Annotated in this window: 25 protein-coding genes and 1 pseudogene; 3 read left to right on the top strand and 23 right to left on the bottom strand. The window is 58.4% G+C overall.

Going from position 1 to position 23,257, the window contains the following annotated elements:
• Window positions 1-65 precede the first annotated feature (65 nt).
• Entirely contained in the window at window positions 66-662 is a 597-nt protein-coding gene (locus EOHIBHHM_RS22585; RefSeq protein ID WP_497258643.1) for an AsnC family transcriptional regulator, read from the bottom strand.
• Between the two features lie 140 nt (window positions 663-802).
• On the opposite strand from EOHIBHHM_RS22585, the gene EOHIBHHM_RS22580 reads away from it, so the two are divergent.
• Window positions 803-1,000 (top strand): heavy-metal-associated domain-containing protein, encoded by a 198-nt coding sequence (locus EOHIBHHM_RS22580; protein ID WP_497258641.1) that lies wholly within the window; start codon window positions 803-805, stop codon window positions 998-1,000.
• Window positions 1,001-1,146: 146 nt separating this feature from the next.
• Here EOHIBHHM_RS22580 and EOHIBHHM_RS22575 read toward each other — a convergent pair.
• From EOHIBHHM_RS22575 to EOHIBHHM_RS22520, 12 genes and pseudogenes are all read right to left on the bottom strand, one after another.
• Window positions 1,147-1,526, bottom strand: a pseudogene (locus tag EOHIBHHM_RS22575) (hypothetical protein).
• A gap of 103 nt (window positions 1,527-1,629) precedes the next feature.
• Window positions 1,630-1,818: a DUF8012 family protein gene (locus EOHIBHHM_RS22570; RefSeq protein WP_497258639.1), complete on the bottom strand. Its 189-nt coding sequence runs from the start codon at window positions 1,816-1,818 to the stop codon at window positions 1,630-1,632.
• 139 nt (window positions 1,819-1,957) lie between these two features.
• Window positions 1,958-2,827: a biosurfactant protein 1 gene (locus EOHIBHHM_RS22565; RefSeq protein WP_497258824.1), complete on the bottom strand. Its 870-nt coding sequence runs from the start codon at window positions 2,825-2,827 to the stop codon at window positions 1,958-1,960.
• Window positions 2,828-2,921: 94 nt separating this feature from the next.
• Window positions 2,922-3,848 (bottom strand): transcription initiation factor IIB, encoded by a 927-nt coding sequence (locus tag EOHIBHHM_RS22560; protein WP_497258637.1) that lies wholly within the window; start codon window positions 3,846-3,848, stop codon window positions 2,922-2,924.
• 214 nt (window positions 3,849-4,062) lie between these two features.
• On the bottom strand, window positions 4,063-4,959 hold the full coding sequence (locus tag EOHIBHHM_RS22555; protein WP_497258635.1) for a DNA-binding protein: 897 nt from the start codon (window positions 4,957-4,959) through the stop codon (window positions 4,063-4,065).
• A gap of 669 nt (window positions 4,960-5,628) precedes the next feature.
• Complete coding sequence (locus EOHIBHHM_RS22550; RefSeq protein ID WP_497258633.1) at window positions 5,629-5,949, bottom strand: DUF8158 family protein; 321 nt, start codon at window positions 5,947-5,949, stop codon at window positions 5,629-5,631.
• A 9-nt stretch (window positions 5,950-5,958) separates the two neighbouring features.
• Window positions 5,959-6,315 (bottom strand): DUF8105 family protein, encoded by a 357-nt coding sequence (locus tag EOHIBHHM_RS22545; RefSeq protein ID WP_497258631.1) that lies wholly within the window; start codon window positions 6,313-6,315, stop codon window positions 5,959-5,961.
• Window positions 6,316-6,421: 106 nt separating this feature from the next.
• On the bottom strand, window positions 6,422-6,754 hold the full coding sequence (locus EOHIBHHM_RS22540) for a ribbon-helix-helix domain-containing protein (protein ID WP_497258629.1): 333 nt from the start codon (window positions 6,752-6,754) through the stop codon (window positions 6,422-6,424).
• A 59-nt stretch (window positions 6,755-6,813) separates the two neighbouring features.
• Window positions 6,814-7,383, bottom strand: coding sequence for a hypothetical protein (locus EOHIBHHM_RS22535; RefSeq protein ID WP_497258627.1), 570 nt, complete (start codon window positions 7,381-7,383; stop codon window positions 6,814-6,816).
• Window positions 7,380-7,748 carry a hypothetical protein gene (locus EOHIBHHM_RS22530; RefSeq protein ID WP_497258625.1) on the bottom strand — a complete coding sequence of 123 codons (369 nt, stop codon included), beginning with the start codon at window positions 7,746-7,748 and terminating at the stop codon, window positions 7,380-7,382. Before EOHIBHHM_RS22530 ends, EOHIBHHM_RS22535 begins: the two co-directional genes overlap by 4 nt.
• 99 nt (window positions 7,749-7,847) lie before the next feature.
• On the bottom strand, window positions 7,848-8,186 hold the full coding sequence (locus tag EOHIBHHM_RS22525; RefSeq protein ID WP_497258623.1) for a DUF7558 family protein: 339 nt from the start codon (window positions 8,184-8,186) through the stop codon (window positions 7,848-7,850).
• Entirely contained in the window at window positions 8,186-8,476 is a 291-nt protein-coding gene (locus EOHIBHHM_RS22520; RefSeq protein ID WP_497258621.1) for a DUF8069 family protein, read from the bottom strand. Before EOHIBHHM_RS22520 ends, EOHIBHHM_RS22525 begins: the two co-directional genes overlap by 1 nt.
• 353 nt (window positions 8,477-8,829) lie before the next feature.
• On the opposite strand from EOHIBHHM_RS22520, the gene EOHIBHHM_RS22515 reads away from it, so the two are divergent.
• Together EOHIBHHM_RS22515 and EOHIBHHM_RS22510 are read left to right on the top strand one after the other, a co-directional pair.
• The gene (locus EOHIBHHM_RS22515; RefSeq protein WP_497258619.1) at window positions 8,830-9,015 is read left to right on the top strand and encodes a hypothetical protein; all 186 of its coding nucleotides are present in this window, start codon (window positions 8,830-8,832) and stop codon (window positions 9,013-9,015) included.
• Between the two features lie 135 nt (window positions 9,016-9,150).
• A complete protein-coding gene (locus EOHIBHHM_RS22510) occupies window positions 9,151-9,384 on the top strand; it encodes a hypothetical protein (RefSeq protein WP_497258617.1) in 234 nt (77 codons plus the stop codon).
• A 35-nt stretch (window positions 9,385-9,419) separates the two neighbouring features.
• Here EOHIBHHM_RS22510 and EOHIBHHM_RS22505 read toward each other — a convergent pair whose 3' ends face one another.
• From EOHIBHHM_RS22505 to EOHIBHHM_RS22460, 10 genes are all read right to left on the bottom strand, one after another.
• The gene (locus EOHIBHHM_RS22505) at window positions 9,420-9,917 is read right to left on the bottom strand and encodes a hypothetical protein (protein WP_497258615.1); all 498 of its coding nucleotides are present in this window, start codon (window positions 9,915-9,917) and stop codon (window positions 9,420-9,422) included.
• Window positions 9,918-10,788: 871 nt separating this feature from the next.
• Window positions 10,789-12,294, bottom strand: coding sequence for a primase-associated protein (locus tag EOHIBHHM_RS22500; RefSeq protein ID WP_497258613.1), 1,506 nt, complete (start codon window positions 12,292-12,294; stop codon window positions 10,789-10,791).
• A complete protein-coding gene (locus tag EOHIBHHM_RS22495) occupies window positions 12,291-13,187 on the bottom strand; it encodes a bifunctional DNA primase/polymerase (protein WP_497258611.1) in 897 nt (298 codons plus the stop codon). Before EOHIBHHM_RS22495 ends, EOHIBHHM_RS22500 begins: the two co-directional genes overlap by 4 nt.
• Window positions 13,188-13,189: 2 nt before the next feature.
• Window positions 13,190-16,909: an ATP-binding protein gene (locus EOHIBHHM_RS22490; protein WP_497258609.1), complete on the bottom strand. Its 3,720-nt coding sequence runs from the start codon at window positions 16,907-16,909 to the stop codon at window positions 13,190-13,192.
• Window positions 16,910-17,351: 442 nt separating this feature from the next.
• Window positions 17,352-19,592 (bottom strand): VirB4 family type IV secretion system protein, encoded by a 2,241-nt coding sequence (locus EOHIBHHM_RS22485; RefSeq protein ID WP_497258607.1) that lies wholly within the window; start codon window positions 19,590-19,592, stop codon window positions 17,352-17,354.
• The gene (locus tag EOHIBHHM_RS22480) at window positions 19,592-20,551 is read right to left on the bottom strand and encodes a TraC-like domain-containing protein (protein WP_497258605.1); all 960 of its coding nucleotides are present in this window, start codon (window positions 20,549-20,551) and stop codon (window positions 19,592-19,594) included. Before EOHIBHHM_RS22480 ends, EOHIBHHM_RS22485 begins: the two co-directional genes overlap by 1 nt.
• 6 nt (window positions 20,552-20,557) lie before the next feature.
• The gene (locus EOHIBHHM_RS22475; RefSeq protein ID WP_497258603.1) at window positions 20,558-20,944 is read right to left on the bottom strand and encodes a hypothetical protein; all 387 of its coding nucleotides are present in this window, start codon (window positions 20,942-20,944) and stop codon (window positions 20,558-20,560) included.
• Between the two features lie 218 nt (window positions 20,945-21,162).
• Window positions 21,163-21,561 carry a PIN domain-containing protein gene (locus EOHIBHHM_RS22470; protein ID WP_497258601.1) on the bottom strand — a complete coding sequence of 133 codons (399 nt, stop codon included), beginning with the start codon at window positions 21,559-21,561 and terminating at the stop codon, window positions 21,163-21,165.
• On the bottom strand, window positions 21,558-21,788 hold the full coding sequence (locus EOHIBHHM_RS22465; RefSeq protein WP_497258599.1) for a hypothetical protein: 231 nt from the start codon (window positions 21,786-21,788) through the stop codon (window positions 21,558-21,560). Before EOHIBHHM_RS22465 ends, EOHIBHHM_RS22470 begins: the two co-directional genes overlap by 4 nt.
• Before the next feature lie 90 nt (window positions 21,789-21,878).
• Window positions 21,879-23,141: an ATP-binding protein gene (locus tag EOHIBHHM_RS22460; RefSeq protein ID WP_497258597.1), complete on the bottom strand. Its 1,263-nt coding sequence runs from the start codon at window positions 23,139-23,141 to the stop codon at window positions 21,879-21,881.
• Window positions 23,142-23,257: the final 116 nt, after the last annotated feature.

The raw sequence follows: 23,257 nt of genomic DNA, 5'->3' as shown, positions 1-23,257 counted from the left end.
TACTGTTTCCAAATGCGGGTTGAAAGGGAGTCTAAACTTTCAAGTACAAAGTGAGCCTCGGACGGCTAGTCACTCGAAGCGTCTTCCAAGCGATCGTATCGCTCTTGGAACTGTGACTGACAGTACGGGCAACAGAAATGATACACACGATCGCCGATACGAGCGGACTCCCCCTCGCTCGTTACGGTGTTCCCGCACTCAGCACAGGTCAACGCAAAGTCTGTTCCGCCGATGCTCGGCGTCCAGTCAACGTGGGAGATGATCGCTACATCGTAGCTGTGAATCCGAGAGCTACCGACAACCTGAGTGACCCACTCCTGGATGGAGTCCGCTCTCACACGGGCGTGGAAGACGAGGTTGCTTTCGGCAGTCGTAAAGACGTGTTCGACCGCCTCTGCGTCCCGTACGGAGTCACGAACCTCCGCGAGGTCATCTGGATGGAGCGTCACAGTAACGAGTATCGGGACACCGGCACGAAGCTGGGAGCGATCCACGTTGATCGTGAACTGTTGGATAATCCCTGACTCCTGGAGCCGCTGGACGCGATTGGAGACCGCCGGTCCCGAGAGCCCAACCTGTTCACCAATATCGCTGTAGGATTGCCGTGAGTTCTTCGCAAGGAGTTCGAGAATCGTAATATCGGTCTCGTCAAGATCCCGCATACTAGTTCTTATACTGACCGCGCTTATACGCTTGTCCGCCTCATCCCGGAGTTCTACTTTTGAATCGAACGAATAGCATCTCCGTGAACCCAACTTCTGAAACAACAACTGGCAAAACAGCGGGACCCTTTTGAACTAGTATGAGCCAGACAATCGCTGTCAAAGGCATGACCTGTGGTGGGTGTGAGAACACGGTCGAAACGGCGCTTCAGAACGTGAGCGGAGTTGAAACGGCAACCGCTGACCGAACGACGGAAACCGTGACCATCGAAGGATCTGCCGATACAGAGACCCTTATCGCCACAATCAAAGAGGCCGGATACGAGGCACATGCGTAGGTAGTGTCCCGTTCCTCGGTCACTCTATTGATCGAATGTGCGTTCGTTCATACGCAACGGGAGCACGATGTCCCATCGTTCTGTCACCTCACGAGGCGATGCTCGTGCTGCATCACCCTGCATCCCTCTCAGGGGATGAACAACAGCTACTGCTCAATCGGGTCGAGGGCCTGAGATCAGCGTGGAGGACCTCGCCGTCGCGAACAACGTATCGCTTCGCCAGCACCGGGAAGCGACATTTCGTGAACCCAGATGTCTGGATGTCGAGTTCTTCGTCTGGCTCGAGATAGTCGGCAAGCGTCCGGAGGAACTCGTGGGTCACGATGCCGCCGTCGTAGTCCGGAAGACCGTCGTCCGAGGCTTCGTAGACCTCAAAATCATCGTAGCCCCAGATGGTGAGCTCGCCTGCTTCAGTGACCTCCCAATTCAGCGTCCCGAAGTAGTGGCTCTCGCAGAGGTCGCGGACTGTCTGTGGATTCGAGACGATTGCGCCGGTCGAAGTCGTCGCAGCTTGGAGTGTTGCCATTGGTTGTACTCAAGGGCGTTTTCCTGCCCTCGCACCCCTTTTGAGGGGTGACAAACTCGGCTTGGAGAGACGTGGGATTACTGTTTCGCGGCTGTGGATATCCTCAGGAGTCGACGGGGGCGTCAGTTTCTTTCGAAGCACCGGGTCGGGTGAGCAGTCCCACCTCTTCCAGAAGCGTCGTCGCTTCAGCGATTCGTTTTCGGTCGGGGTCATCCAGCTGCTCGATATCGATGCTGTTGAGGTTACTCAGAGCGCGATGCAGTCGATATCCAGGTGTGTCTCGTGGGTCCATTATGCGCGCCTCGCCGACTTCTGGCGCAGAAAATTGAGGTGCGTTCGTTGATGGTGCCCGCCAGGTCCTGACCCACTCTTAACCAACGACTTCAGGTATATGCATACTACGTTGGTTAAGGTGTGTGCTGCTGGGTATCCTACCGAGGATTCGGTCCGTGACGAGGCGACTGACACACCTGACACTCCCACATCGGTTGCCCAGACCAGTTCTCATCTGGGACAGACTCGAACTCCTGGAACTGATGCACAGTCGTTCGGTCGCAGCTGCGGCAGTCAAGCCGCATTTTCGAGGGAACGCTGGGTTGCCGATTCTCTGAGTGCTTGTCGTCGACGGAACGCTGAAGTGCAATCGCTGGCACCAACCAGACGTCGTTCTCGGCGCTCTCAAGTAGGGCTGTAAGCCGATCTTCATCACGAGCGCCGCGCCCTCCCTCATCGTAGAGGAACGTCGTGTGCGCCCCCTCACACTGCGACTGCGTCGACTCTGTTTGTCCCGTCCGTTCACGAACGGTTGTGAGTAGCTGTTCACCACCTTCAGAGGTGACCCGAACTGCTTCGGGGAGCGAGGGCCACTTGTCGGTCAGCTGTGCGGCGGGCTTCGTATCGAGGTCGTAGATCAGCTGGCAGTCGTCAACCGCTGGATCCCTGTCAGCCTTGGTGAGGAGCGTGGCCGCAGCAGTACCCTTCGCGACGGCAGCGTAGAACGTCGATGCCTCGACGAGCAGATGGACGACATGGAGTAGTGTCCACTCCGTATCCGGGGTAGGACTGTCGTTACTGGTTCCATCCAGACGATTCGAGAGGCAGAACCGACACTTGGTACGGTTCGCAGGAATCGAAGCACCGCACGAGGAACACTCGCTCCGTGTCGATCTCGATCGATCTGGATACGATTCGGGTTTTTCCCTTCGCTGTCCCTCTGCTCGCCCAGAAAGCTCGTCGTCGGGAACGTGAGTCGCTTCGCCAAGGGGTCGTAGTTCCTCAAAATCAGATTGACGGCCATTCATAGAGTCGTCTGGCAGCACCTTCCCTCGTCTCTGTATTTAAAACTCAGCCATCAACGCCGAACTCGAACCAGGAGAAAACTCGCAGACGGCGTCTTCAGACCGCCAATTCGCTCAGCGTGTCTCGATGCGACCGGATGGTCGTTGCAGTGACGCTCGCCGCCTCAGCGACGTCCGCTTGCGTCAGCCATCGTCCCTCTTCGTGACCCGCCTTGTACAGACAGGCGGCTGCGAATCCTGATGGTTTGACACCCGACGCTGCTCCTGTCGATTCCGTCTGTTCAGCCAATCTCCGAGCTCGCTGTCGGATGTGTGCTGGAACATCGAGTTCTGACGCGAGGCGGGGGATGAAATCACTCGGTCGAACAGGCTGGGCCGGTAGTCCGAGTTCTGTATTCAAAGTCTTGTACGCATTCGCGACTCTCGATTGTTCAACGCGTGCCGCGTCGACGACGTCGTCGAGTAGCCGCGAGTGGCCGTTACAGCGACAGGCCCCGTAGACGCTTGCCGCCGCTATCGCCTCGATTGATCGCCCCCGAAGCAGGTCTTCGTTCTGAGCGCTCCGGAACAGCTGACACGCCTGGTTACGAACCGATTCTGCGAACCCGAGAACGCTCGCGATTCGGCGAACTTCACCCAACCCGTGTGCGAGGTTGCGCTCGGCCTTCGACTGGAATCGCCCGCGAGACTGCTCGCGGCGCATTCGAGCCACTCGACGTCGCTTCTGACCGGAGAGCTCGTTGCCGTTCGCATCGGTACTTCGACCTATCTCCGTTGACAATCCTCGGTCGTGCCGTGCTGCGGTGAGCGGCGCGCCCGTCCGTTCTCGTTCGTCCTCGTCGAAGGATCGCCACTCCGGACCGTGGTCGATTCGATTCTCGTCGATCACGAGTCCACAGTCCTCACAGACCGTTTCGACCGAGTTTGTAGTGACCCAGCCGTCACACTCGGGACACTGGTTGGCGCTTGACTCTGTCTGGACGTCTTCGTCGAAGCTAGTTTCGTAGATCTCTCTGGTAGCCATGATGTTCACGAGGGACGATGCGTTCTTCGGGACGCCCCTCAGCCACTCTGGGGCAAACAAACGCCCAGTAGGACAGCAACCAGGGGGTTCACTCTATGGCGAAAGCCCGGCAGCGCAACGGCGCTCCCAGCGCCGTGAGCAGCCCGGACCGTGGAGGTGGTGGGAGGTGGCGGTGACCGCTTCACACCAGCAAAAAAGGGGTGCGTTGCTCCGGCTATTCCCACCAGCGGCCGCGCTCAGGGAAATGCAGGGTCGACCATCCAGTGACGGCTACTGAGACACGCCCGTTGTACCAGTTCTTCGCTGCCCCGTGAATCCGAACGCGCTCACCCTCTTCGATCCAGGGGGCATCCGACGCTTTCCAGCTCGTGAACTTCGTTTTCCCACTGTCGTCCTCGATGAGGCCTACTTGGGAAATGGCTGCACTCGACGGCTCCCACAGCACCGTCACAGTACCTTCGATGCTCACCTCTTTGCGATCGACGTCCTCGAGCTCCCCGATGGGGACCACCTGCCCCGGCGCCGTCTGCAACTCCTCGAACACCCCAACGACTGCACTCGTCAGGTCTTTCCCACCGACGACGGCTTCACCCAGCCGCCGACCAATCGCTGCTCGCGACCAGCCATCCAGCTTTTCGGCCAGCCGCATCGACTGCTTGTTCACCGCCGCCAACTGCTCTTGCGCGAGTTCTGCACGGGGATCGTCTCGTTCCGGGTTCGCCATCGGGTTCACACTCGCCGCCCGCTTCTGGAACTCCACACGCCGCTCAGCACTCCGCTTCGCCGCGATGTCTCGCGTCCGCTTCTCCCGACCGTCTTGTGTTCCCATCTCCGCCTGGGCACTGATACGTTCCAGCTCGGCCTCCTGCGCCCGAATGCGCTCTTCCTGTTCCAGGGTTGCACCGTAAATCCGCTCGTCACTGGTGTCGACCATCCCGTCCGGGTGGTTCGCATCGACCTTTGCCTGCACCTCCATCTGCACCGTCGCCTGGAACTCCGGCGTCTCATCGACGACCTCGAAGCCGTCCTCGTCGACCGCCGCTTCGTCCGCTTTTTCGAATGCCTGTTCATCGACCGAAACCTCATTACCAAAGACGTTCTTACTCGACATTGGAGTTCAGCTCCTGAAGGCGCTCACGCGCCCGACACCGCGATGCTACAACATCGCGGATTTCCTCGACGACAACGACCGACAGAACCATCTGCGCGCTCTCGCTCGCGCCTTCGCGAGCGCCCTGTGGGCGCGAGCGAGAGCGCGCCCGAGGCGGACGATCATCCAGCACCGCGCGCCGACCCGCCCGGAGCGAGCGGCCAGCGGGATATGCCCGCTCGTGTCCGGCCCGATGTGCGGGTCCGTGTCCAGGGCGACTGTCGCCGAGAACGCGCGCCGCGGTGTGGCGCGCGCCAGCGCAGGCGGCACAAAGCGCTGGAACGCGAAAGCCCGCAAGGGGCGCAACCGACGGGGATACCCGCTGGCGCCGAGGGCACATCTATTTTAGCCCGGAACGGGCGCGGGCGGTGCGGAGAGCGCCCGCACGCCCGGAATGGTCGGTCGCGAGCGACGCGGAGGGCGGCAGCGGCGAGCGGGGCGTGCCGTTAAGAAACACCGCTCAACCGGGCTCGACGCTCGTGACTCAGCCGACATCCTGGTGGACTCAGAAAGGGCGAGGCCGCCTCGGTCGTCCCCCGACCCCGCCAAGCACCGCAGGCACGAGGAGCGCAGCGTGGGTCGCGGGATGCCGAGCGGCCGAGGGCTTTCTGGCGTGAGGTCTCAGTTGTCTTACTCCGCGTTCAATTCCTCAAGGAACCAGCCAGCCGTCGTGCCGATTCGAACGCCATCGATGTTGCGCATACCGAGGTCGGCCGTCGCTGTGCGAAACGGGTAGTGCTCAACGAGCACACGATGGATGACGGTTCGGACGGTGTCTTCGCCATATCGATCGACGACAGTAGCCATGGCCTCATCGAAATGGGCGTCCTGGTGGTCTTCTCGCTGGTTCCGTGCTCGCTCGAATACGAGTTCGATTACGTCGTCGACCGACGCATGGGCTGGATTTCCCGTCCGCTCACGAACGTCGTAGAGGGCGTCGGTATCGGTCAAGAGTCGAACCTATCCACCGTCGACATCCTCAGGCGAGCCAGACGCAGTCGTCTCGAGACGGCGCTGACGGCAAATCTCCGCCAGAGCATCTTCGAGCGTCGCGAGGTCGTCAATCGCCGTCGCCTCACTCATGATGTCCTCGAGAAGCGCGGCTCGCTCAACAGCGTCGGCATCACCCCCGGTTGTCTCGATTGAATCGATGACCACTGACCGCTCCTCAGTCCAGCCACACGCCCAGCAGTTCCGGGCGACGATGATCTGCTCGTCTTCGTCGGCGGCGAGCAGTGCATCCGCCACCGATGCTGAGAGTGGCTGGTCGGGCCCTACTTCCATCGTTACTGGGCCACCACACGCCGGGCACTCCATACCGACACCGAGTACCGCTGTCGCTTTCAATATGTGGCGTCAGTGCCATTCACTCACACGATGTCGAGAGGACTATCGTAGCAAGACCGCTCATCTTCAGAAAACCTCACGCATCCGACCCGTACACTTGATCGGAGGTTTCCTCACGTGCTTCTTCGACAGCTCGTTCGAGGTCGTCCGAATCGATGCTCTCGCTGAGTGCTGCAAGCTCAGCATCGATTTCACTATCGGACTCGCGGCTCTGCTCGGCCTGCGCCAGCAGGTGCTCAAGCCGAAGCGCAGCGATTGCCGTGTCGTCATTGAGCTCCCGCAGGTGGGTACGACAGGCCTCTTTGATGAACTCGCTCTTGTTCGTGTAGATCCCTGTTTCATCGAGGAACCGCTCGATCTCGGTTTCGAGCTCCACCGGGAACTTGACGCTGACACTCGCGTAGTTCATGGTAATACCATCGTACTACGGAAACCTAAACGACTGGGTCACTGTCTCAGACCGTAATTCTATTCCAAGAGAGCCAATAATTGAGCGACGTAGGGGCTGTTCTCCCAGCTCCGATGCGGGCTAATCGTCATGATGAGCGTCCGTGCCTCTTCGTGGGTCATGTGGTCGTTGCGGGCGTAATCACAGAGCAACCGTGGTGTCGGGACGATACGCGGACCCTGCAGGACTGCATGGATGAGCGCGAAATTCGTCCCGCCGAACTCGTCGGTCAGAAAGCCGTCGACGTCGAGGGCGTTCGCGAGCACGATGCCGTCGGTTTCACCGTCATCGAGGCCGAATGTCGGTCGTGACTCGGGCGTGTCGACTCGTTCATAGGGGTCGTCGACCGTATAGTGGGTGCGAGCGGCGAGGACGTTGGACGCTGCTGCGCCGTGGATGTCCCGGTACTGGGCCATGTCACGGAGCTCTGCAACGACTTCCGGTGGAACGGAGACGTCACACGAGGTGAGGAGATACTGGAGCGGATCCGGCGCGGTGTCGGTGTCGTAGGCTGCGTCGGCGCGTGGGACGGCGAGACTGACCAGCGCACTCGTGTCGACGACGACGGTCCGCAGCTTCGGCCTGCTCATCGCTCGTCGCCGTCCGCGGTATCGACCGTCGTCGCGTCGTCGCCGTAGATGTTGACGTCAGCAGGCGCAGCGAGATCGAGTGGTTCACCCTCGAGATCCGCTTTGAGAAGCCGGAGCTGCTGGGCGGTCTCGGCACCGACAAGCTGCTTGACCGTCTCGAACTCGAGTTGGTCGTCGTAGTATTTCGTCGCCACCAGTTCCTGGAACGTCTCGCTGTCGGCGGTCTCTTCGATGTACTCGCGGATCGCTTCGACGAGGACATCGGTCCGGTCTTTGTCGAAGAGGTCCGCGATCGCGTCGAGACGCTCAACGAGGTACTCCGGGGATTGGAAGTGGACCCGTCGGGGCTTGTCACTCGCGCTCATTCTATGTGCAAGTTCTGCACACAGCCCGATAACGGTTCCGGTGCATGCACATAGCTTGCACATCGATACAGAACAATGGTTCAACGGGCTGGTCGCCGGCTACTGCGACGTGGTGTCACGAACAAGATGCTCGTCGAGGTCGCGCGTCCAGTACGTTGTGATCCCGCCAGGACTACAGCGGACACAGAGGTGTAGTGTCCCCCCGAGATGGCCGAGCTCCACGCGAAACCGCGTGAGCGCTGCGAGCGTGTCGACGACGAGGCCACAGCTATCACAGGCGTGGTGATCTCGGTCGTCGGGGTCGGCCCGGGCTTGGACGGCACAGTCGACGCAAATCGGATGCGAAACTCGCTCGTCTTTGCCCCAGGTGAAGGCGTCGCCACGCTCCGACCCGGGAAGCGCATCGCAGAACGCACATCCCGAAAGCGTCTGCTGCATTACGATGTCTCCTCGTTGGCATCATGACCGGCCGTCCACCCACGATGGAAGACGGCGACCTGCTGAATTGAGTCGAAGGCGTGACCACTTGGTTCGTGGACTAGCACTCGTTGTTCGGCGACCGCCGTCACGAGACCGTCGTCGACGAGGTCACTGACGAGTTGTCGCGCCGTCGTCTCGTCGACGTCTGCCGTCGAGGGGCGGCCCGCATCCCGGTCCTGTGCGAGGAGTTCGGTTTCGAGTCGCTCGTGATCGGCTGCCGTATCATCAAATGCGTCTGGATCAGTCATGCGAGTTCACGCTCCGGCACGCTCACAGGCGCGCCTCGCGTCTTCTGGCGTCGATAAACGGGGCTACAGATGGAGCACCAACGCTTCGAATAAATCGAGAGGATGGTTTGACTCGCCTTGATCTGAGATGGGAACTTTATTCCACGGACTAGCCGCGTATTCGAAGACCCGTTATAAAGAGTCAACAGACCTATGTATATCGGTGGGCATATTGCAGGTGGAGGATTGCTCCTCCCATGTCAGAGGCACTTTGAGGCCGGGCAAGGCCGTTTCGATCCCCCCTCCCTGCCGTTCGCGCCGGCTGAAATAAGCCATGGATATACGGATACTCGACTCACTAGAGGGGGACAAGGATGACTGCAGTAAACCCGACCACCAGAGACGAATTTCACGAACAGATGGAACTATTGATTCAGCAAGCTAACTCCAACGGAATCGATGTGAGGGGTGGGTATGATATCGAAACAATCGGCAGTCAACCGGATTTTGCTCTAGAAATCGTTCAACTTTCGGATCGAAAAGGGTCCACCGATGAGTGACCACTCGTCTGGATAGCCACGAATAAACCATACCCAATGACGGAGCGAAGAATCAGGTTGCAATGAAATTGGGATGCAGACACGCTGTGGACTCTACCCCAATCGTCAAATCCGGAGATACCGATACCTTACATAATGGAGAATTCGCGGACTCCGATCAACTCCAGTGAGGAAGCCGCGCTCGACCATCTCGAGCAGTACGTCGACAGAGCGGGGACTGACGAGACTCTCACGCGCGAGGACGCCGTCGCTCATCTCATGGACCAGGGTATCGAACGTGCCGACGCACGAGCACACATCGAGCAGCTGCTCCTGAAGGGCTATCTCTACGAGGTCGATGACGAACTGCGGCTGCCATCACGCCCCTGAGGGGATGGACGTCGACCGTCTCTCGCTTTCGTCCCTTACAGCCAGACCATCACAACGGCAATAGTGAGGAGCACGAGTACAATCCAGGCCTTCGTTGCCCAGAGCTGTCGCCCGACCTGCCTACACAGCTGGCAGAGTTGATCCCGAAGGGCTGCACGGCGTTCTGCTTCGAGAACCTGCACCTCGTCGTAGTAGTCACGCCGATCCGCAGGCAGCCTCCGGAGTATCGTCTGACACTCGCTACAGGTGTACTCGAACTCTGCCCGGACGTGTTGCCGACGGAACTCTCGCTCACCGCCTTCATCGAAGCTCGTCACCTCGTACATGAGGAGCTTCGAGACGAAGCGGCGTGCTTTGCACTCCGGACACCGATCCATCTTGAGTGTAGGCGTCTCCGTTTCGGTACTCTCGTCGTCAAGCCATCCGGACTGTGATCCAGATTGCTTACCGTTGTTTCGTGGATTCGTCTGGGTCTCTGAAGGCGATGCTGTCGCGGACTCGGAGTCACTGAACGTGGACATGAGCGTACTCACTGACTGCACTCAGCCGCCATCGACATCCACAGCAAGACGGGATTCGTCCTGGTGGCTCGCTACGCTGAGCGCCGTCACCCTTCGTCGGCGAGATAAACTCTCAGAGAACACAGCAGACTCACACTTCATGACGTGATCCTAATATGAATCTACGAGGAAAACGCAGTCCCGGTGTCAGCGCCAGCCGTCACCACTGCCACTCACGTGGTGGTCACCACCGCTCAGAATGGTGCAGAGAGCAACAACACACAACCAACTTATCAGAATAGTGGCTATAATTTCAACCGGAAGACATCGGCTGTCTTTCGCTCAGGCCCAGCTGCCATTTCCTCTGTACTTCTTTGGCTCTCGCTCTCCCCCACCACCGACAGTCCAGTTCCATATATCGTCGCTTCAGTTCAGATACGACTGCTGATAGGTCTGTGATTTCAGTCGTCGCTACCCGGTTGATTCATACTTCTTGCACACCATCCATTCTGCCCCCTGTACCCCACCATTTCTTTGGACGATTTTCGAGGTACAGGCGGGGTGATAACGAACATAGACTCTTGGAGACGTGCTTAGGGCTGGTCTCGTCTCCTCAAATCGTGTTTGCAAACGACTTCGGACCCACGAAATGGTATATTCACCGCATTCAACGCTCTCACCGGGAAATTGCGGAGTTGCAGTCAGACGACCGAATCATGTATCCAATCGTATATGAAAACCATTACTCATCCTATATGAAAACGAAAGATGGAGAACGGCTCACGCTGTTATTATCGCCGGATAGAACGTCTACATCGTGTTTGCAAAACGGGTCACCTGGGGAGCAGACTAGCCAGTAGTAGAGTGAGTTTGAATTTTGATAGATAGGATGGTGTCACACCGGCTACTGCGGCGCGTGTTTCGGCTGATCGTCGATCTGCTCGTACATCTCTTCTGGGAACGGAAGGCTCCCATAGATCGAGTAGGGGCACTGGTCACGCCCAATGCAGTACCGCTGCATATCATCATTTGCACAATTCATTGGAAGGGGGATTTCGCCGCCGATGTCGTTGTCGAGCTCGTAGCGAATCTGGTAGTCAGTCTCTTCCTCGTCGTACCACGGCCACCGCGCGAACAGGTCTTTCACGTCGCTGATGAATTCCTCCGTACTCGCGTCTCGATACTGGGGAAGCCACCAGGCCATGCGTACCAGATTGAACAGATCCTTCCGGACTGGTTTCTTCTCCTGGAGACGGTCGTCCATCGCCGCCATACAGGGCAGTTCAAACAGATCCTCGAGATTGTCGACGTGTATGGGGCGTGCCCCATCGCTGTACTCGGTGAGTGTATAGCGATTTTCCCACTTGTGTTCGACAGAGACACTCGCGTGATTCTGCATCGCAGTCAGGGTGTTCCCCAGACTCCGTGGCGTCGAAAACGAGTCACAGGCACGCCGTTCCCACGTCCGGTCAGGCTCGTACGCCTCCAGCGCCTCGTACAAATCTCGTGCTGTCTGCGGCTCATCGAGCTGTGCAGTGTCGGCGTCCGCGGCTTTGACGGCGCTGATGATTGTCCGGATATCACGCTTCTGCCGGCTCCAGTTCTCCCACACGCGGTGGGTCTGTCCGGCCTGGAAGAAGCGGTCGATGCGCTCTGTAATCGCGGATTCGTTCGCGGTGAGCCAGCTCCGTTGTTCGGGAGTCAACGCCTCTTCTTGAACCGCGAGCAGACGTCCGAAGGCGTCCTCTGCGTACTCACGGTACTTCGCCATGAAATCCGAGACGGGAACGTATAGATTGTTGTCCGCGACGTGGGCCTGGATCTCGCCCTGCTGCTCTTCGTCACCACTCGCACGGGCCAGACATTTCCGTGAGGCGGCGACGAGTGGAATCTCGAGATAATACCCCTCGCCAAACTCGGGCCGGGTCGTGATATCCGTACAGACACGTCCTGGGTGGACGCCGTCCTCCCCGGGGTCTTTCGCGTAGAGGGTTTCGGCGATCTCCTGGTGGAGCGACCAGTCCTCGAACTCGCGAACGAGCGACCCGATATTGTTGACGTAGAGTTCGCGCACATCACCAAGGAGTGCGAGACGACGTGGTGGGGTGTCCTCAAATTTGGGGTGGTCCATGATACAAATCGCTCCGAGCGTCGTCAGGACTGCAAGCATCCCCGGATCATCGACATAGGGGCGCTCGGCTGCCGCCTCTCGTGTGCTCGGCGCGAACGCTTCGGTGGTGAACCGCTCGACGTCGGCGAGCAGTTTCTCTGTTTGCTGGGTTCCGTCGACCGTCCAGCGGTCGTACCCCCGTTCAAACAGCTGTGTGAGCTGAAACTCGCCTTCGTCCCGTGGGAGTGCTGCTACTCGATACGCCATGTACTCGTCGTTCGCTGGGGTCGCTCGGCTCATGGGGTGAGAAAGTCGGGTATCGCCTCGGTTCGGAAGTCGAACGCCGGACTGTCGATTGGTTGGACGACGCGTGAGACGTCGGCGTGCAGTGAGTATGGCAGACGCATCACCCGGCTGCGGTCTGCCGTCACAACTGGGTCGATGGGAATCTCGTATGCTTCGAGCAGCAAGTCATTGATCACCTCACGACTTTGCTCGTCATAGCGGTGTTCGAGGTCGGTATCAAGCAGATAGACGTGACAGCCCTGCCCTGAGTAGACGACCATCGTCTCCTCTGCCGCGAAGTCGTCCTCGAAGATGTCCTTGACAGTGAATCCGTATTCGAGGGCTTGCTCGATATCCGCGAACGCGTAGGGATAGCCCTCGGGTGGACTATCGAGGATGCCTGCCGCTTGAAGCTGTTCGCTCCCGACATCGTCAGGAGAGTCAACTGTTGTGCGCTCACGGGCAGCACGTTGTGCTGCAACGTCTTTCGCATCGATATCGACTGTGAGCACCCACGGGCGTTCCCAGTGGTCCAGTGCGTAGTAGACTGCATCGGGGCGTGGCTCTGGACGCTCACAGAGGTCCGGGTCGACCAGTGCATAGTTACCCCCCTGAGCTGGATCGTACCGCGCAGGATACTGGATAAACTCGATGAGGTCGTCAGTCGAGTCGAACTGTTGGACCGTGCGATCACTGGATCCATTTGTCTGCCACGTATCGCGACGGATGAACGACCGATCCGGGGCGTTCTGCTTCCGAATCGGGTATGCTTCGCGGAAGGCGATGGCATACTGCTTCGGACCAACACTGGTAATGAATGACGGCAGCGCGTCGACTGTCTCAGGAAACGACTCTGTGTAGTAGGTGTGCAGTTCTTCTCGAGTCGCTTCTCGCCATGATGGAGCCACGGTTACTCAGGCACCTCCGCTTCGAGGCTTCGGAACGTGTGTAGGGCCGTCATTCCGGAGTCGTCGTACTCGCCGATCGCTGCTCGAAGCGAGCTAATCGTCCGCTTTTGCGTCGAACTCAGCGAGAAATCCACCTTCCCTGCGTCAGTGAGCGTCTTGATTGCGTCGAGGATGAACGACTTATCTTCACAAGCCCAGACAGCAGTCGCGTCGACGCTTGCGAGTTTCTCATAATCCGCAACTAGTGCCTCGGAATTGTTGCTCGGAGTTTCCACTTCGCCAACCCAAACGAGGTCGTCTGCGGCATCGAATCCAACGACGTCAAAGACCGTGTCGTCCTTGTGTTGATAGTAAGTCTCTGTTCGAGTGACGTCCTCCTGTTCAGTGAGCCACGCCTCAAGGAAGACAACGCCAGCCTTGTGTGGTGTTTTCTCACCGAGATCACCGATGCCGGGACTGACGTCTAGCGTTCGATCTAGAAACCGCCGACCTGCGGGCAATACTGTGTAGTACTTCTGACGAAACGACCGGTGCTCTTCGAGATATTCGTTCTGAATAAGCACCTCGACGTCGAGATTGGAGAATGGCTCTTCAAGGGCGGTCATACTCTCCAAGAGCGAATACTCTTCGAGCTGGTGGTTCATCGCGTCAAGTACGAGGCCGAGGAAGGCTGCCTCGTCGCGTGTCACACCCTCTGCACGGAGCGTGTCATCAGGAATGTCCGTGGTGGCTTCTCTAAAGCGAGGAGAGTCCAACGTCGATTCGTGCTGACTCTGCACCGTCTCTGGTGGTTCTGTCTCACCGTTGGGGGTTGTAGCAGACTCGTCGGCGATTGCATCCAACGACGCGAAGTCCTGGATCGTCACTTCGATGCCGTACTCCTCAGCGCGTTCAGTGATATTGCCGAGTCGTGTGAATATTTCACTGGGTGACGCAGCTGTGTCACGAGCCCGGCGGGCAGCGGCGTAGACATCGTCTTTCGAGGCAAACTGACAACAAACACTGGCCTTCCGCTCTTCAGACTCTGCATACACCCCACCACAGCACTCACAGATGTAGTGCTCGGCAGTCGCGTCGAAGTGTATGTGGTCAGGGAGTATGGCGCCTGGGTGAGATCCTGCTGTTTCTTGGGTCGTTGCCGACTCTGTGGTGGTCGTTACAGCGGCAGTGTGCTCATCCGGAGGTGTTGATGCTGATTGCTCTGAAACCGTGGCCTCTGCTGGCTCCTCAGATGTGCTCGTAGCATCCGTACTGCCGAACGCAGGTGAGTCCCCGATATCTCGTTCCGTACTCGAGTTGTTCGGTGGAGTCGGTGCTGCATCGTCCGCTGTAGACGCCTGCGTCTCGTCACTCTCACTAGCGCCGAAGAAGGTCGTCTCCGGTGTGTCACTACTTGCAGCGACTGTGTCGGTGTTCGTTGCTTCTGCCTCCGTGTTAGCGTCGTCACCCACCTTCTCGAGCGTGTCTCGTGCATCTTTCCGTGGAAGACCACTCTCAGAACCGGGAAGACTGCACTCCTGCTTGGTTCGTTGCATAACCCGGGGGACGGCCATCTCCTCGAACAGATGCCGGTCATCCCCAGAGAGGGGGTTCTCACTCTCCGGATGTCCCTCGGGAATCGGCAGTGACGCGAGCGAGAACGGGGCTGGTCCGGTCTTCCCGAAGCCCGGACTCGGTAGTTGCGTAATCCACTCACCATCTGGCAAGCGCCCCACACGATTGCGCAACTCGCTCGTACTCAGATTCTCATGAGCCATCGATTCGGCGAGCTTCGCGTCCGTCGCGATATTGCCGATGAACTTCGTCTTGACGTTGTTCAGGATTTCCGTGTATGGTCGGTCAGAGGTACTGTGCAAGGCGACCTGCTCAGGGTACTGCATGATTAACCCGAGACTCACCCCGAAGGCCCGCCCCTGTGGAATGAACTGCTCGTAGACTAGCGATGAGGTTGCGATCGCGGCGGCTTCTTCGATGATCATGTTCACAATCGTGTCCTCGGCTTCAGTGGGCTGTGTAGTACCTCCGGTCAGCGACCGTCCGCGCCCGCGGCGACCCTGCACGGCATCCCAGAGATTACTCAACAGCACCATCGTCAACGCGCGTTGGGATTCCGTTCGGAGGTCACCGATATCGAAGAGAACGACTGCGTCTTCCGAGAGGAACTCGCGGAAATCGAAGGCGTTGCCGACGTACTCCTCGGCCGCTGTATCCCACTCAGGGACGTGGGTGAACATCTGGTAGAGATGCTCGTGTTCGACGAATTTGTCGAGGCGGTTCGCGGCTGCGCCCATCGTCTGTTGGAACTGCCGCTCGTCGACCTGGCACTTCTGGACGAGCGATCGTTCGATATGAGCGTTCGCCTCACAGAGTTCGGGGAGCGTCTGGTCACGACTCATCTGGAACACGGCGTGAATCAACTCGGTGAGATTGAACGCGTCCTGCCCGTATTCGCGGTCGAATAGTGCCTTGATGAGGAACGTCAGAATTTCGTTGGCGACGTACGCCCGGTCGTGACGCTCCTCACCGAGAATCAACCGCATGACCTCGTGGAAGTGCTCAACCTTGTCTTGGACGGCGTCCTTTCGGTTTCGTCCGGCGGCGAGGGCTGGCCGAATGTCGAAAAACGAGACCGCCGGCAGCATCTCGGGAGCGTTGAAGTAATAGACGTCCTCGAATGTCCCGTACTTTGCATAGTGGGCGTGCAGATAGTTCTCGGCCATTCCATCGCCTTTCCCCTCCAAGAGGACGGTCGGTCCGGGAACGTCCTCGTGGAGCGAGAGCATTTCGTTCTGCGTGGCTTTCGACTTCCCGCTCCCGGTCGCTCCCGCTCGAATGTAGCTGGTCGTCAACAGCTTCGGGGGAATCCGAATCGGTTCGTCCAGCGGGTCGTTGCGATTCCGGAGTGGCTTGCCGACCGCCATCCCGGGCCCGCCGAACTCCTCGAGCATATCCGGATCGGGCAACGGCAGTGGCTGGCGCAAGCGCTCTTTCCCCCGTGCTCCCCGCGACCCTTCGGTCGTCAGTGTCTGTGCACTGGGGACGGCCACGAAGTTCGCGAGTTCGTCTGCGTTCAAGATGAGCTGCGGGCGGCGTTTCCCCAGTGACGAGTGGTTGAGCGAACGACTGAGCAGCCGTCTGAGTTCCTTGCGGGCAGGATCACGAACGTTCGTCAGTCCCTTCGTGACACGACTCCCATCGAGGTGATAGAAGTAGCCGTCGAGATGATTGAACGCGTTCGCGAGCGTCTCGATGTTGTTTCTCGCCTGTGCACTGACCGCATCGTCCGGGTCGGCTGGCAGAGTAGCGGCCGCCCGCATGTTCACCAAGAACGTCTGCGAAGGCCCTTTCTGGTCGATGAGCGCCTGTCGTGAGGCGACTTCCCCGCTGGCCGCACTGGTCGTCTGCCGTGTACTCTCCCCGACATGTGGTGGATCCCGCCCACGTCGCCGGTCGCGAATCCGTTCTTCGTCGGCCCCGACGAGCATATCCGTGAAGCTAGTTTTCGCCGATTGAATGGCTCCGTCGTGTTTGGTCTCTATCTGTTTTTTCCGGCCTTCGGCAAGCTTCTGCCAGCTGCTGTACCGCGTGAACAACACTTGCAACGCAGAGGGGGTCGTCGCTTCAGCAAGCCGGTCAACGGCCGTCGCAAGTGGTGCTCGTGCTGGATTTCCTGAGCCGGTAGCGTCGTCTTGGAGCTGTGAATACTGCTTGAGCGGCGTCATCCAATCGCGGCCACGTTCACCGACGCCGTTCCACCGAGCGGCGAGTGGCGTTCGCTCGGAGAGTGACGGGTTCTGCGTCTCGGTGTCGTCGTCAATCGCTTCCTCCGTGTTTGAATCCGCGGCCTGTTCGCTACCACGCCCACAGAGTTCTGCCTCAACGTCGACTGTCTCCTCCGAAAGATCGTAGCTCGATGGATAGGCCGTCTGTAGTTCAGACAGGAGCGTCGGTAGCAGGTCTTCGTCGTCGACGCCGAGATAGAACCGAACTGGTGCGCCATCGCCCTGTGTGAGCACGAGAAACTCGAAGGTGGGTGGACTCTTTCGAGGGTCGTACTTGATCTGCCACCCGGTTCGGAGCTTCCGGAGTCCAGCAAGGCGAGAGACGAGATCCGTGTGGTCGACACGCTCGCGAGCGGGCTCGATGCGGATGTAGCGACGGGGTTCAGTCATCGGCCTCTTGGGGTGCAGTGTGGACTCCCGCTTGCTGCAGGAGCGAGTCGGGGATGTCGTAGTCCTCAACGCGACCCTCGGAAGCGAGATACTGGACATCGTCGGCGTCGAGATACCGCTGCTCGATGAGATACTCCCACGGATCGAGATCGTCGTCCAGCACGTGTACTTCGTAGTCGTTGACGTGCAACGCCAGTGACTTCGACCAGTCGTTGACCGTGAGCAGACACTCCGAATAGGAGCCGTCCTCGCCGGTCTGGGCCGTCGCGATGAAGTTCTGCTCGGCGGGGGTCAAGTCGTGAAACTCGACCATCTCGTCGCTGACCGACTCGTGGTGGAAGATCTGCTTGATATCACAGAGGTTGTAGACGTTCCGTGCCTTCTCGGTGGCCTCGTCGGACTTCTTGTTCGTGTTCGCGATGAACTCATCGACCGTCTGTGAAATGAGGGTGATGGCGGTGTTGAAATGCCGACTGTGCCGGATGAACAGGTCGATCATATCTGTCGTCGCGGCCCGCCGCAACAGATAGTGCGCCTCGTCGATGGTGACCTGCGTGCGGCGGTCGCTGCTTTGGGCCCGCTGGTAGATCCAGTCGAACATCACATGCATGAACAGCGGGGCTTGTCCCGTGTCGGCGAACATCGACATATCGATGACGACGAGGCGATTGTCGAGTTCGACGTTCGTCTGGCCGTTCAGATTGTCGTTCTCCCCACCGTGTTGGAACGCTTCCAGCCCGAGCAAGAGCTGGTAGGCGTACTTCTCATCGGCCTCTTTGAACCGTAGCTCGAGTTGTTCGACTTCTGGCTGGAGGCGCTCGGCGTCAGCCTCCTCGTGGAACTCGAAAAACTCGCTGGGCTGTTTTCCGTCGGCCAGTGCATGCAGCATCTCGAGGACATCCTGCATCGTCGGGCTCGTGTTTTCGTGGGTCGCCGGGTCGGCAGTGATGCCGTATTTGAGATAGGCGAGTCTCACCGTTCGCCGGAGGATGCCCTCCTGCTCTTTGGTGAGTGACTGATCAGCGACCGCCGAGAAATGCGTCCGGAACAGCTCCATCACCGAACGGAACTTCTTCTTGAACGGGTCGTCGGCGACGTCGTCGATGCCACGCCGAATCTCAAGTGGGTTGACCGTGTTCTGCCCACCGAAGCGAATCACCTGCCCACCGAGGTCCTCAGCGAAGTCGACGAAGTCCCCCAGTGGATCCAAGACGAGCATCTCGATCTCGGGGTCCATCATCAGCCGATGGTACATCTCGTGTTTCTCGGCGAATGTCTTGCCCGATCCCATCTTGCCTGCAATCGCCTTCGAGTACGACGAGAGGTTATACCGGTCGAGGATAACGGGTGTGTTGGTCCCATCGAACCCATAGAAGATGCCATCAGCGTCGGCCACCGTGGGTTCGATAAAGGGAAACATCGTCGCGATGGCGGTCTCCTGCATCAGTTGGGTCGACTTGATTGGGTCCGTCCCGTAGGGGGCCATCGCGTCTTGGGATTCAACCTGCCGTTTTTCGAGGGTGACTGCTTTGGCGTTCGCCGTACTGAGCGAGTCGACAACGCGTTCGGTTGCTTCGTTGAGTTCCTGTTTCGAGTCGGCAACGACCTCAATGTAGATCGCAAAATCGAACAGTTTGGTTTCCCCGAGGATGATATCCCAGATGAGGTCTTTCACCATCTCGCGGTCAGCCTCGGCTTCGTGCGTATCAGTCCGGTTCTTCTGTTGTTTCTTCGTGAGACGGGCTCGGAGTTGGGTGAGTCGCTTCTGCAGTTTCCGAAGGACCGTCCCCGTATCACGGGGTTCGATATGCTGGGTGACACGGATGTGGTCGTTCGTCGTGTACAAATCCTCAAGCCACCCAAGCGGGACACGCTCGGGGAAGCCGTGGATAGTCAACGTCCGGACGTACTTGTCGTTGCGAACCATGTATCCCGACTCGAACAGTTCCGACTGTTCGGTGAGCTGTCGTGGGGCGATGATGTCGCGGTCCGAAAGCGAGCGTTCGGTGGCGTCTTGGACGACGCCAAGTCGGAGGTCGCCATCGTCGACTTCCTCGAGCTCGAGCAGGTACTCGGCCTGTTCGCGAATGTTCTCCTTGGTGAGTTCGTCGCCGTTTGCTTCGAGGACGGCCGCGGCGCGATCGAACGTCTCGTCGTCGATATCGTTCAGCGTCGGCTTCGACTCTGTCCACGGCAACACCGATCGGAGCCGGCTGAACCGGTCCGACCCCATCAGAGATCACCCGCCGTGCTTGTCGCGTGGTCAAAGCGTTCGAACTGCGGGTCGACGTGGTTGTAGTAGTGATACAGGATTTCCATTGTTTCCTGGCGGTCGGTGACGCGGCTGATCGAGACGTCTGTCCGGCCGAGTTTGTTGAGGATGCGCCGCTGTCGTTGCTGCACTTCGCGGATACACAGTTCAGTCCGGGCTTCCTCGTGAGTGTCGACGCCGGGGAGCCAGCCGGCGACCCACGAACTGACCGCTCCAACGAGCGGAATCGATTCGATCTGGCTGAGTGCACTTCCGGTATCGAGGTTCTTGTGGACCTGATCGGCCTCGACCCGGGTGACAACGTAGAAATCTCGTTGTTTGAGGTCTTCCTCTTCGATGTTGGTATTTGCCCACTGGATGTAGAACTTCCGTCCGTATTGCAGGATGGGTGTCTGGCCCCGGGATGCCATACTCGCCCCGGCCGTGTAGAACTGCTCGAGATGCCCGGTCAGATCGAACGTCGTCGGATAACAGGGGACGGCCACGCTCGATTCAAGCGACATCAGAAACGACATGTACGCGCTCATCGTGTCGCGTTTGGCCTCCTCACTAAGCGAAAGCCAGTTCTGGGGGTGGACTTTCAGCAGGCCGATGTAGCTGTCACCGTCGACAGCGATGCCATCATCTCGAACGTAGTCGAAGCCAAGCTTGTCCTGGGTGGTTCGCTTGCCACCGAGCTTGTCTTCCAGTTCGAAATGGTCGCGAGCGCGGGCTCGTTGGCGGGCTGTGGGCAGGTCCGTGTCGATATCGTCGAGGAACTTGTCGAGTTCACGCAGGACTTCGAGGTCAGATGTTGGGGTTGGGTCGTCGCCGTGGCGGGTCGAGGATGCGGGGTCTGCTACGTCGTCTTCTTGGATGGTTGCTGTGTCGTTGCTCTCCGGTGCGTCCGGTCGGTCGTCTGTTGAAGCAGTCGAACCCATGGGGAGTCACTCCGTGTCGGCGTCGCGTTCAGCTTCGATCGTCTCGATATCGAGACCCGCCTGTCGAACACCGACCATGTCCTGCACAACGGGCTCCTCGTCGACCGGTCGTGTCCGGCGATTGTAGGACGTGTTCGGGGTGAGATAGTACTCAGTCGCTGCCCGGGCGTAGTTGACCGGGCGCTGGCCAGCGGGGGTCACCAACAGGATGCAAATCCCGAGTACAAGCCCCGTCCCGCCAGCCACGAGCAACACGGTCCCAGTGTACCCAAGACTCTGGGCGATCCCAAGTGCCAGAAAGGGGATGAGGAGGACTTCACCGACTTCGCGAGCGGTGAGACCGAACACGAGTTTTGTGTTAATAATCCGACCGGCGATCGGAAAGGTCTCCATCTTAAGGTTTGTTACCCCATAACAGAACTTAATACTTTTCCTGACTGAGAATCATAAATTTGCGGTCAAGGTAGCTAAGGTATCAAATTATCTGATTAAATTGAGGTCTTCGCAGCGGCATTTGTCCTCCACGAGAAACACTCTCCAAGATTGCTGTCTCGCTCTTGGTGAGTGAGAGTAGCGAAGGAGGCGAGACAGTACAGTTCCCAAGCGTTGCATCAGACTCCGTAAGTCACAACCTCAACACCGAGTGCATCGAAATCGTTGACATTCGCTGTCAGGACGGGTTCATCGTATAAATTCGCGACTGCTGCAATCATGGGATCAACTTTGTCGATACCGCTTTCACCACCAGCGGCTTTGTCCGCCTGAGCGAGCAGCTGACCAGCACGCTGTGCGATTTGTTCGTCCTGTTCGACGACAGGATACATTCGAAGTGCGTTTTGCACCTTTCTGTGTTCCTCTTCGGTCCCGAACGCGACACCGTAGGACAGTTCCATAATCACTGGAGATGGAACCCGCTGAATGGTATGTGTCTCTGAAATCTCAAGGCCCTTCTCGAAGGCACCCTGGTGGCCAGCAAAGAGGTCGATCAAGAATGACGTGTCTAAAATCACGTGAATCGCTCTCGAAGGTCCTCTTTCTCGTCGACGTCCGTCTCTCGCTTTCGGTCGAGACGGTCCCGCATGGCTTCCGCTGTTTCCGAAGACAGGATCCCGGCGACGTCATCAGGATGTGGCCCACCGATGAGTCGCCGGAGGGTTTCTTCCATTGTTTCGTCGTCACGCTTGTGTGCCGTGACGAACTCGTGGAACTCTTCAGAGATGCGGACTGATTTACTCATGTACTGCTGTATACTTGGGTATACACGTTCATCAACGCTCGGGTTGGAAGCAGAGCGTTTCTGGTGGTGTCGGGCGTTTCTCAACGTCGCTCACCGGTTGGGTTCTACACGAGCGAGAAGGTCCTCCCGCGTGAGTACCTGCGCATCACGCTCTGCAGCGTCCATTGCGGCATCCTCGATGATGCCGACGATATCGGCGGCAGAGTGGCCCTCAGTCTGGGTAGCGAGTGTTGCGTAGTCCTCGTCGTCAAGGTCGGCCGGGAGCTCGCGCAGTCGCACTCGGAAGATCGCCTCGCGTGCAGCTTCATCCGGGAGGCCGACTTCGTACTGCTGATCGAACCGGCCGCGACGGGTGGCGGCCTCATCCAGCAAGTCCACGCGGTTCGTGGCCGCAATCACCAGGAAGTTCGGGTCCTCGTCATCCAAGTGCGCCAGGAATTCGTTGACGACCTGGGCGTGCTCGCGATGGAGGTCACTGTCACGCCCAGCCAGCAGCGCATCGATCTCGTCGATGAAGATGACACAGCGGTCGAACTGTGAGGCTTCGTCGAAGAGTTGGTTGACCTTCTCTGTGGATTCGTTGATCCACCGTGATTTGATGTCGCCGGCGCTGAGCTCGAGATACGGGTGCCCGAGCTCACCAGCGATGGCGCGTGCAAAATGAGTTTTCCCGGTACCGGGCGGGCCATGGAGGAGGATACCGTTCGGTGGGGAGATGTTGAATCGCTTGTAGGCGTCGTCGATGCGGGTGAGTGGGCGCAAGACTGAGCGTTCGATATCGGTTTTGAGGTTGTCCATCCCCCCGATGTCGGTGAAGCGGGTATCTGGGGCTGGTTTCCAGTGGTAGGCGAACTCTTCGGTCTTCGGTGTCGATCTCTTATTGTCGTCCGTGTTGCTCTCTTCAAACTCGCTCGACTGATTAGATGGGGTCGGCACATCTAACTGATTTGTTTGTTTTTCACGCGATTTTGACGGACTAGAATTGCCACCGACTACAGCACCAAGGTTGGTATAGATCATCATCGGAATATAGAGAAGCCATGTGAGACCCATCAACCAAGGCTTGTCAAACAAAGCCGAAACTCGTATTGGCTGCAGAGTCTCTGCGAGAACCGGCCAAACGTGTTCCCACAAAGGGATAAACCAAACTACAGTCAATATCCCCGCTCCGATAATCACCCCGTAGCTCCACCCCCGGTCGATCTCTTCGTGATCTTCTCCAAATACCAAATCCACTGTTGTCAATGTGGTAATCGCAATAGCTAGCGGGAAAAGGGGTACAGCAACTACGCTGAGAATTCCAGGGACTATTACGCCAAATGATGACCCTAATTCAATTGCCGCGATGACCACGACTATTGGTGCTACAATGTAGCAGATAGTAGATAATATTGTCGATACAGATAGTACGATACCTGACCAGAAGATGCGTCTACTTCTTTGAACTCTGTCGGACGTAGTGTGTTCTT

It is taken from the genome of Halogranum roseipondis, assembly GCF_059695585.1.
The sequence above is the reverse complement of the archived record's forward strand: the minus strand, read 5'-3'. Positions and strand labels throughout refer to the sequence as shown.

Bases quoted from the DNA above. Each gene is read 5' to 3' on its own strand.
- EOHIBHHM_RS22585 (WP_497258643.1), bottom strand. From the start codon at position 662: ATGCGGGATCTTGACGAGACCGATATTACGATTCTCGAACTCCTTGCG.
- EOHIBHHM_RS22580 (WP_497258641.1), top strand. From the start codon at position 803: ATGAGCCAGACAATCGCTGTCAAAGGCATGACCTGTGGTGGGTGTGAG.
- EOHIBHHM_RS22570 (WP_497258639.1), bottom strand. From the start codon at position 1,818: ATGGACCCACGAGACACACCTGGATATCGACTGCATCGCGCTCTGAGT.
- EOHIBHHM_RS22565 (WP_497258824.1), bottom strand. From the start codon at position 2,827: ATGAATGGCCGTCAATCTGATTTTGAGGAACTACGACCCCTTGGCGAA.
- EOHIBHHM_RS22560 (WP_497258637.1), bottom strand. From the start codon at position 3,848: ATGGCTACCAGAGAGATCTACGAAACTAGCTTCGACGAAGACGTCCAG.
- EOHIBHHM_RS22555 (WP_497258635.1), bottom strand. From the start codon at position 4,959: ATGTCGAGTAAGAACGTCTTTGGTAATGAGGTTTCGGTCGATGAACAG.
- EOHIBHHM_RS22545 (WP_497258631.1), bottom strand. From the start codon at position 6,315: ATGGAGTGCCCGGCGTGTGGTGGCCCAGTAACGATGGAAGTAGGGCCC.
- EOHIBHHM_RS22540 (WP_497258629.1), bottom strand. From the start codon at position 6,754: ATGAACTACGCGAGTGTCAGCGTCAAGTTCCCGGTGGAGCTCGAAACC.
- EOHIBHHM_RS22535 (WP_497258627.1), bottom strand. From the start codon at position 7,383: ATGAGCAGGCCGAAGCTGCGGACCGTCGTCGTCGACACGAGTGCGCTG.
- EOHIBHHM_RS22530 (WP_497258625.1), bottom strand. From the start codon at position 7,748: ATGAGCGCGAGTGACAAGCCCCGACGGGTCCACTTCCAATCCCCGGAG.
- EOHIBHHM_RS22525 (WP_497258623.1), bottom strand. From the start codon at position 8,186: ATGCAGCAGACGCTTTCGGGATGTGCGTTCTGCGATGCGCTTCCCGGG.
- EOHIBHHM_RS22520 (WP_497258621.1), bottom strand. From the start codon at position 8,476: ATGACTGATCCAGACGCATTTGATGATACGGCAGCCGATCACGAGCGA.
- EOHIBHHM_RS22515 (WP_497258619.1), top strand. From the start codon at position 8,830: ATGACTGCAGTAAACCCGACCACCAGAGACGAATTTCACGAACAGATG.
- EOHIBHHM_RS22510 (WP_497258617.1), top strand. From the start codon at position 9,151: ATGGAGAATTCGCGGACTCCGATCAACTCCAGTGAGGAAGCCGCGCTC.
- EOHIBHHM_RS22500 (WP_497258613.1), bottom strand. From the start codon at position 12,294: ATGAGCCGAGCGACCCCAGCGAACGACGAGTACATGGCGTATCGAGTA.
- EOHIBHHM_RS22490 (WP_497258609.1), bottom strand. From the start codon at position 16,909: ATGACGCCGCTCAAGCAGTATTCACAGCTCCAAGACGACGCTACCGGC.
- EOHIBHHM_RS22485 (WP_497258607.1), bottom strand. From the start codon at position 19,592: ATGGGGTCGGACCGGTTCAGCCGGCTCCGATCGGTGTTGCCGTGGACA.
- EOHIBHHM_RS22480 (WP_497258605.1), bottom strand. From the start codon at position 20,551: ATGGGTTCGACTGCTTCAACAGACGACCGACCGGACGCACCGGAGAGC.
- EOHIBHHM_RS22475 (WP_497258603.1), bottom strand. From the start codon at position 20,944: ATGGAGACCTTTCCGATCGCCGGTCGGATTATTAACACAAAACTCGTG.
- EOHIBHHM_RS22465 (WP_497258599.1), bottom strand. From the start codon at position 21,788: ATGAGTAAATCAGTCCGCATCTCTGAAGAGTTCCACGAGTTCGTCACG.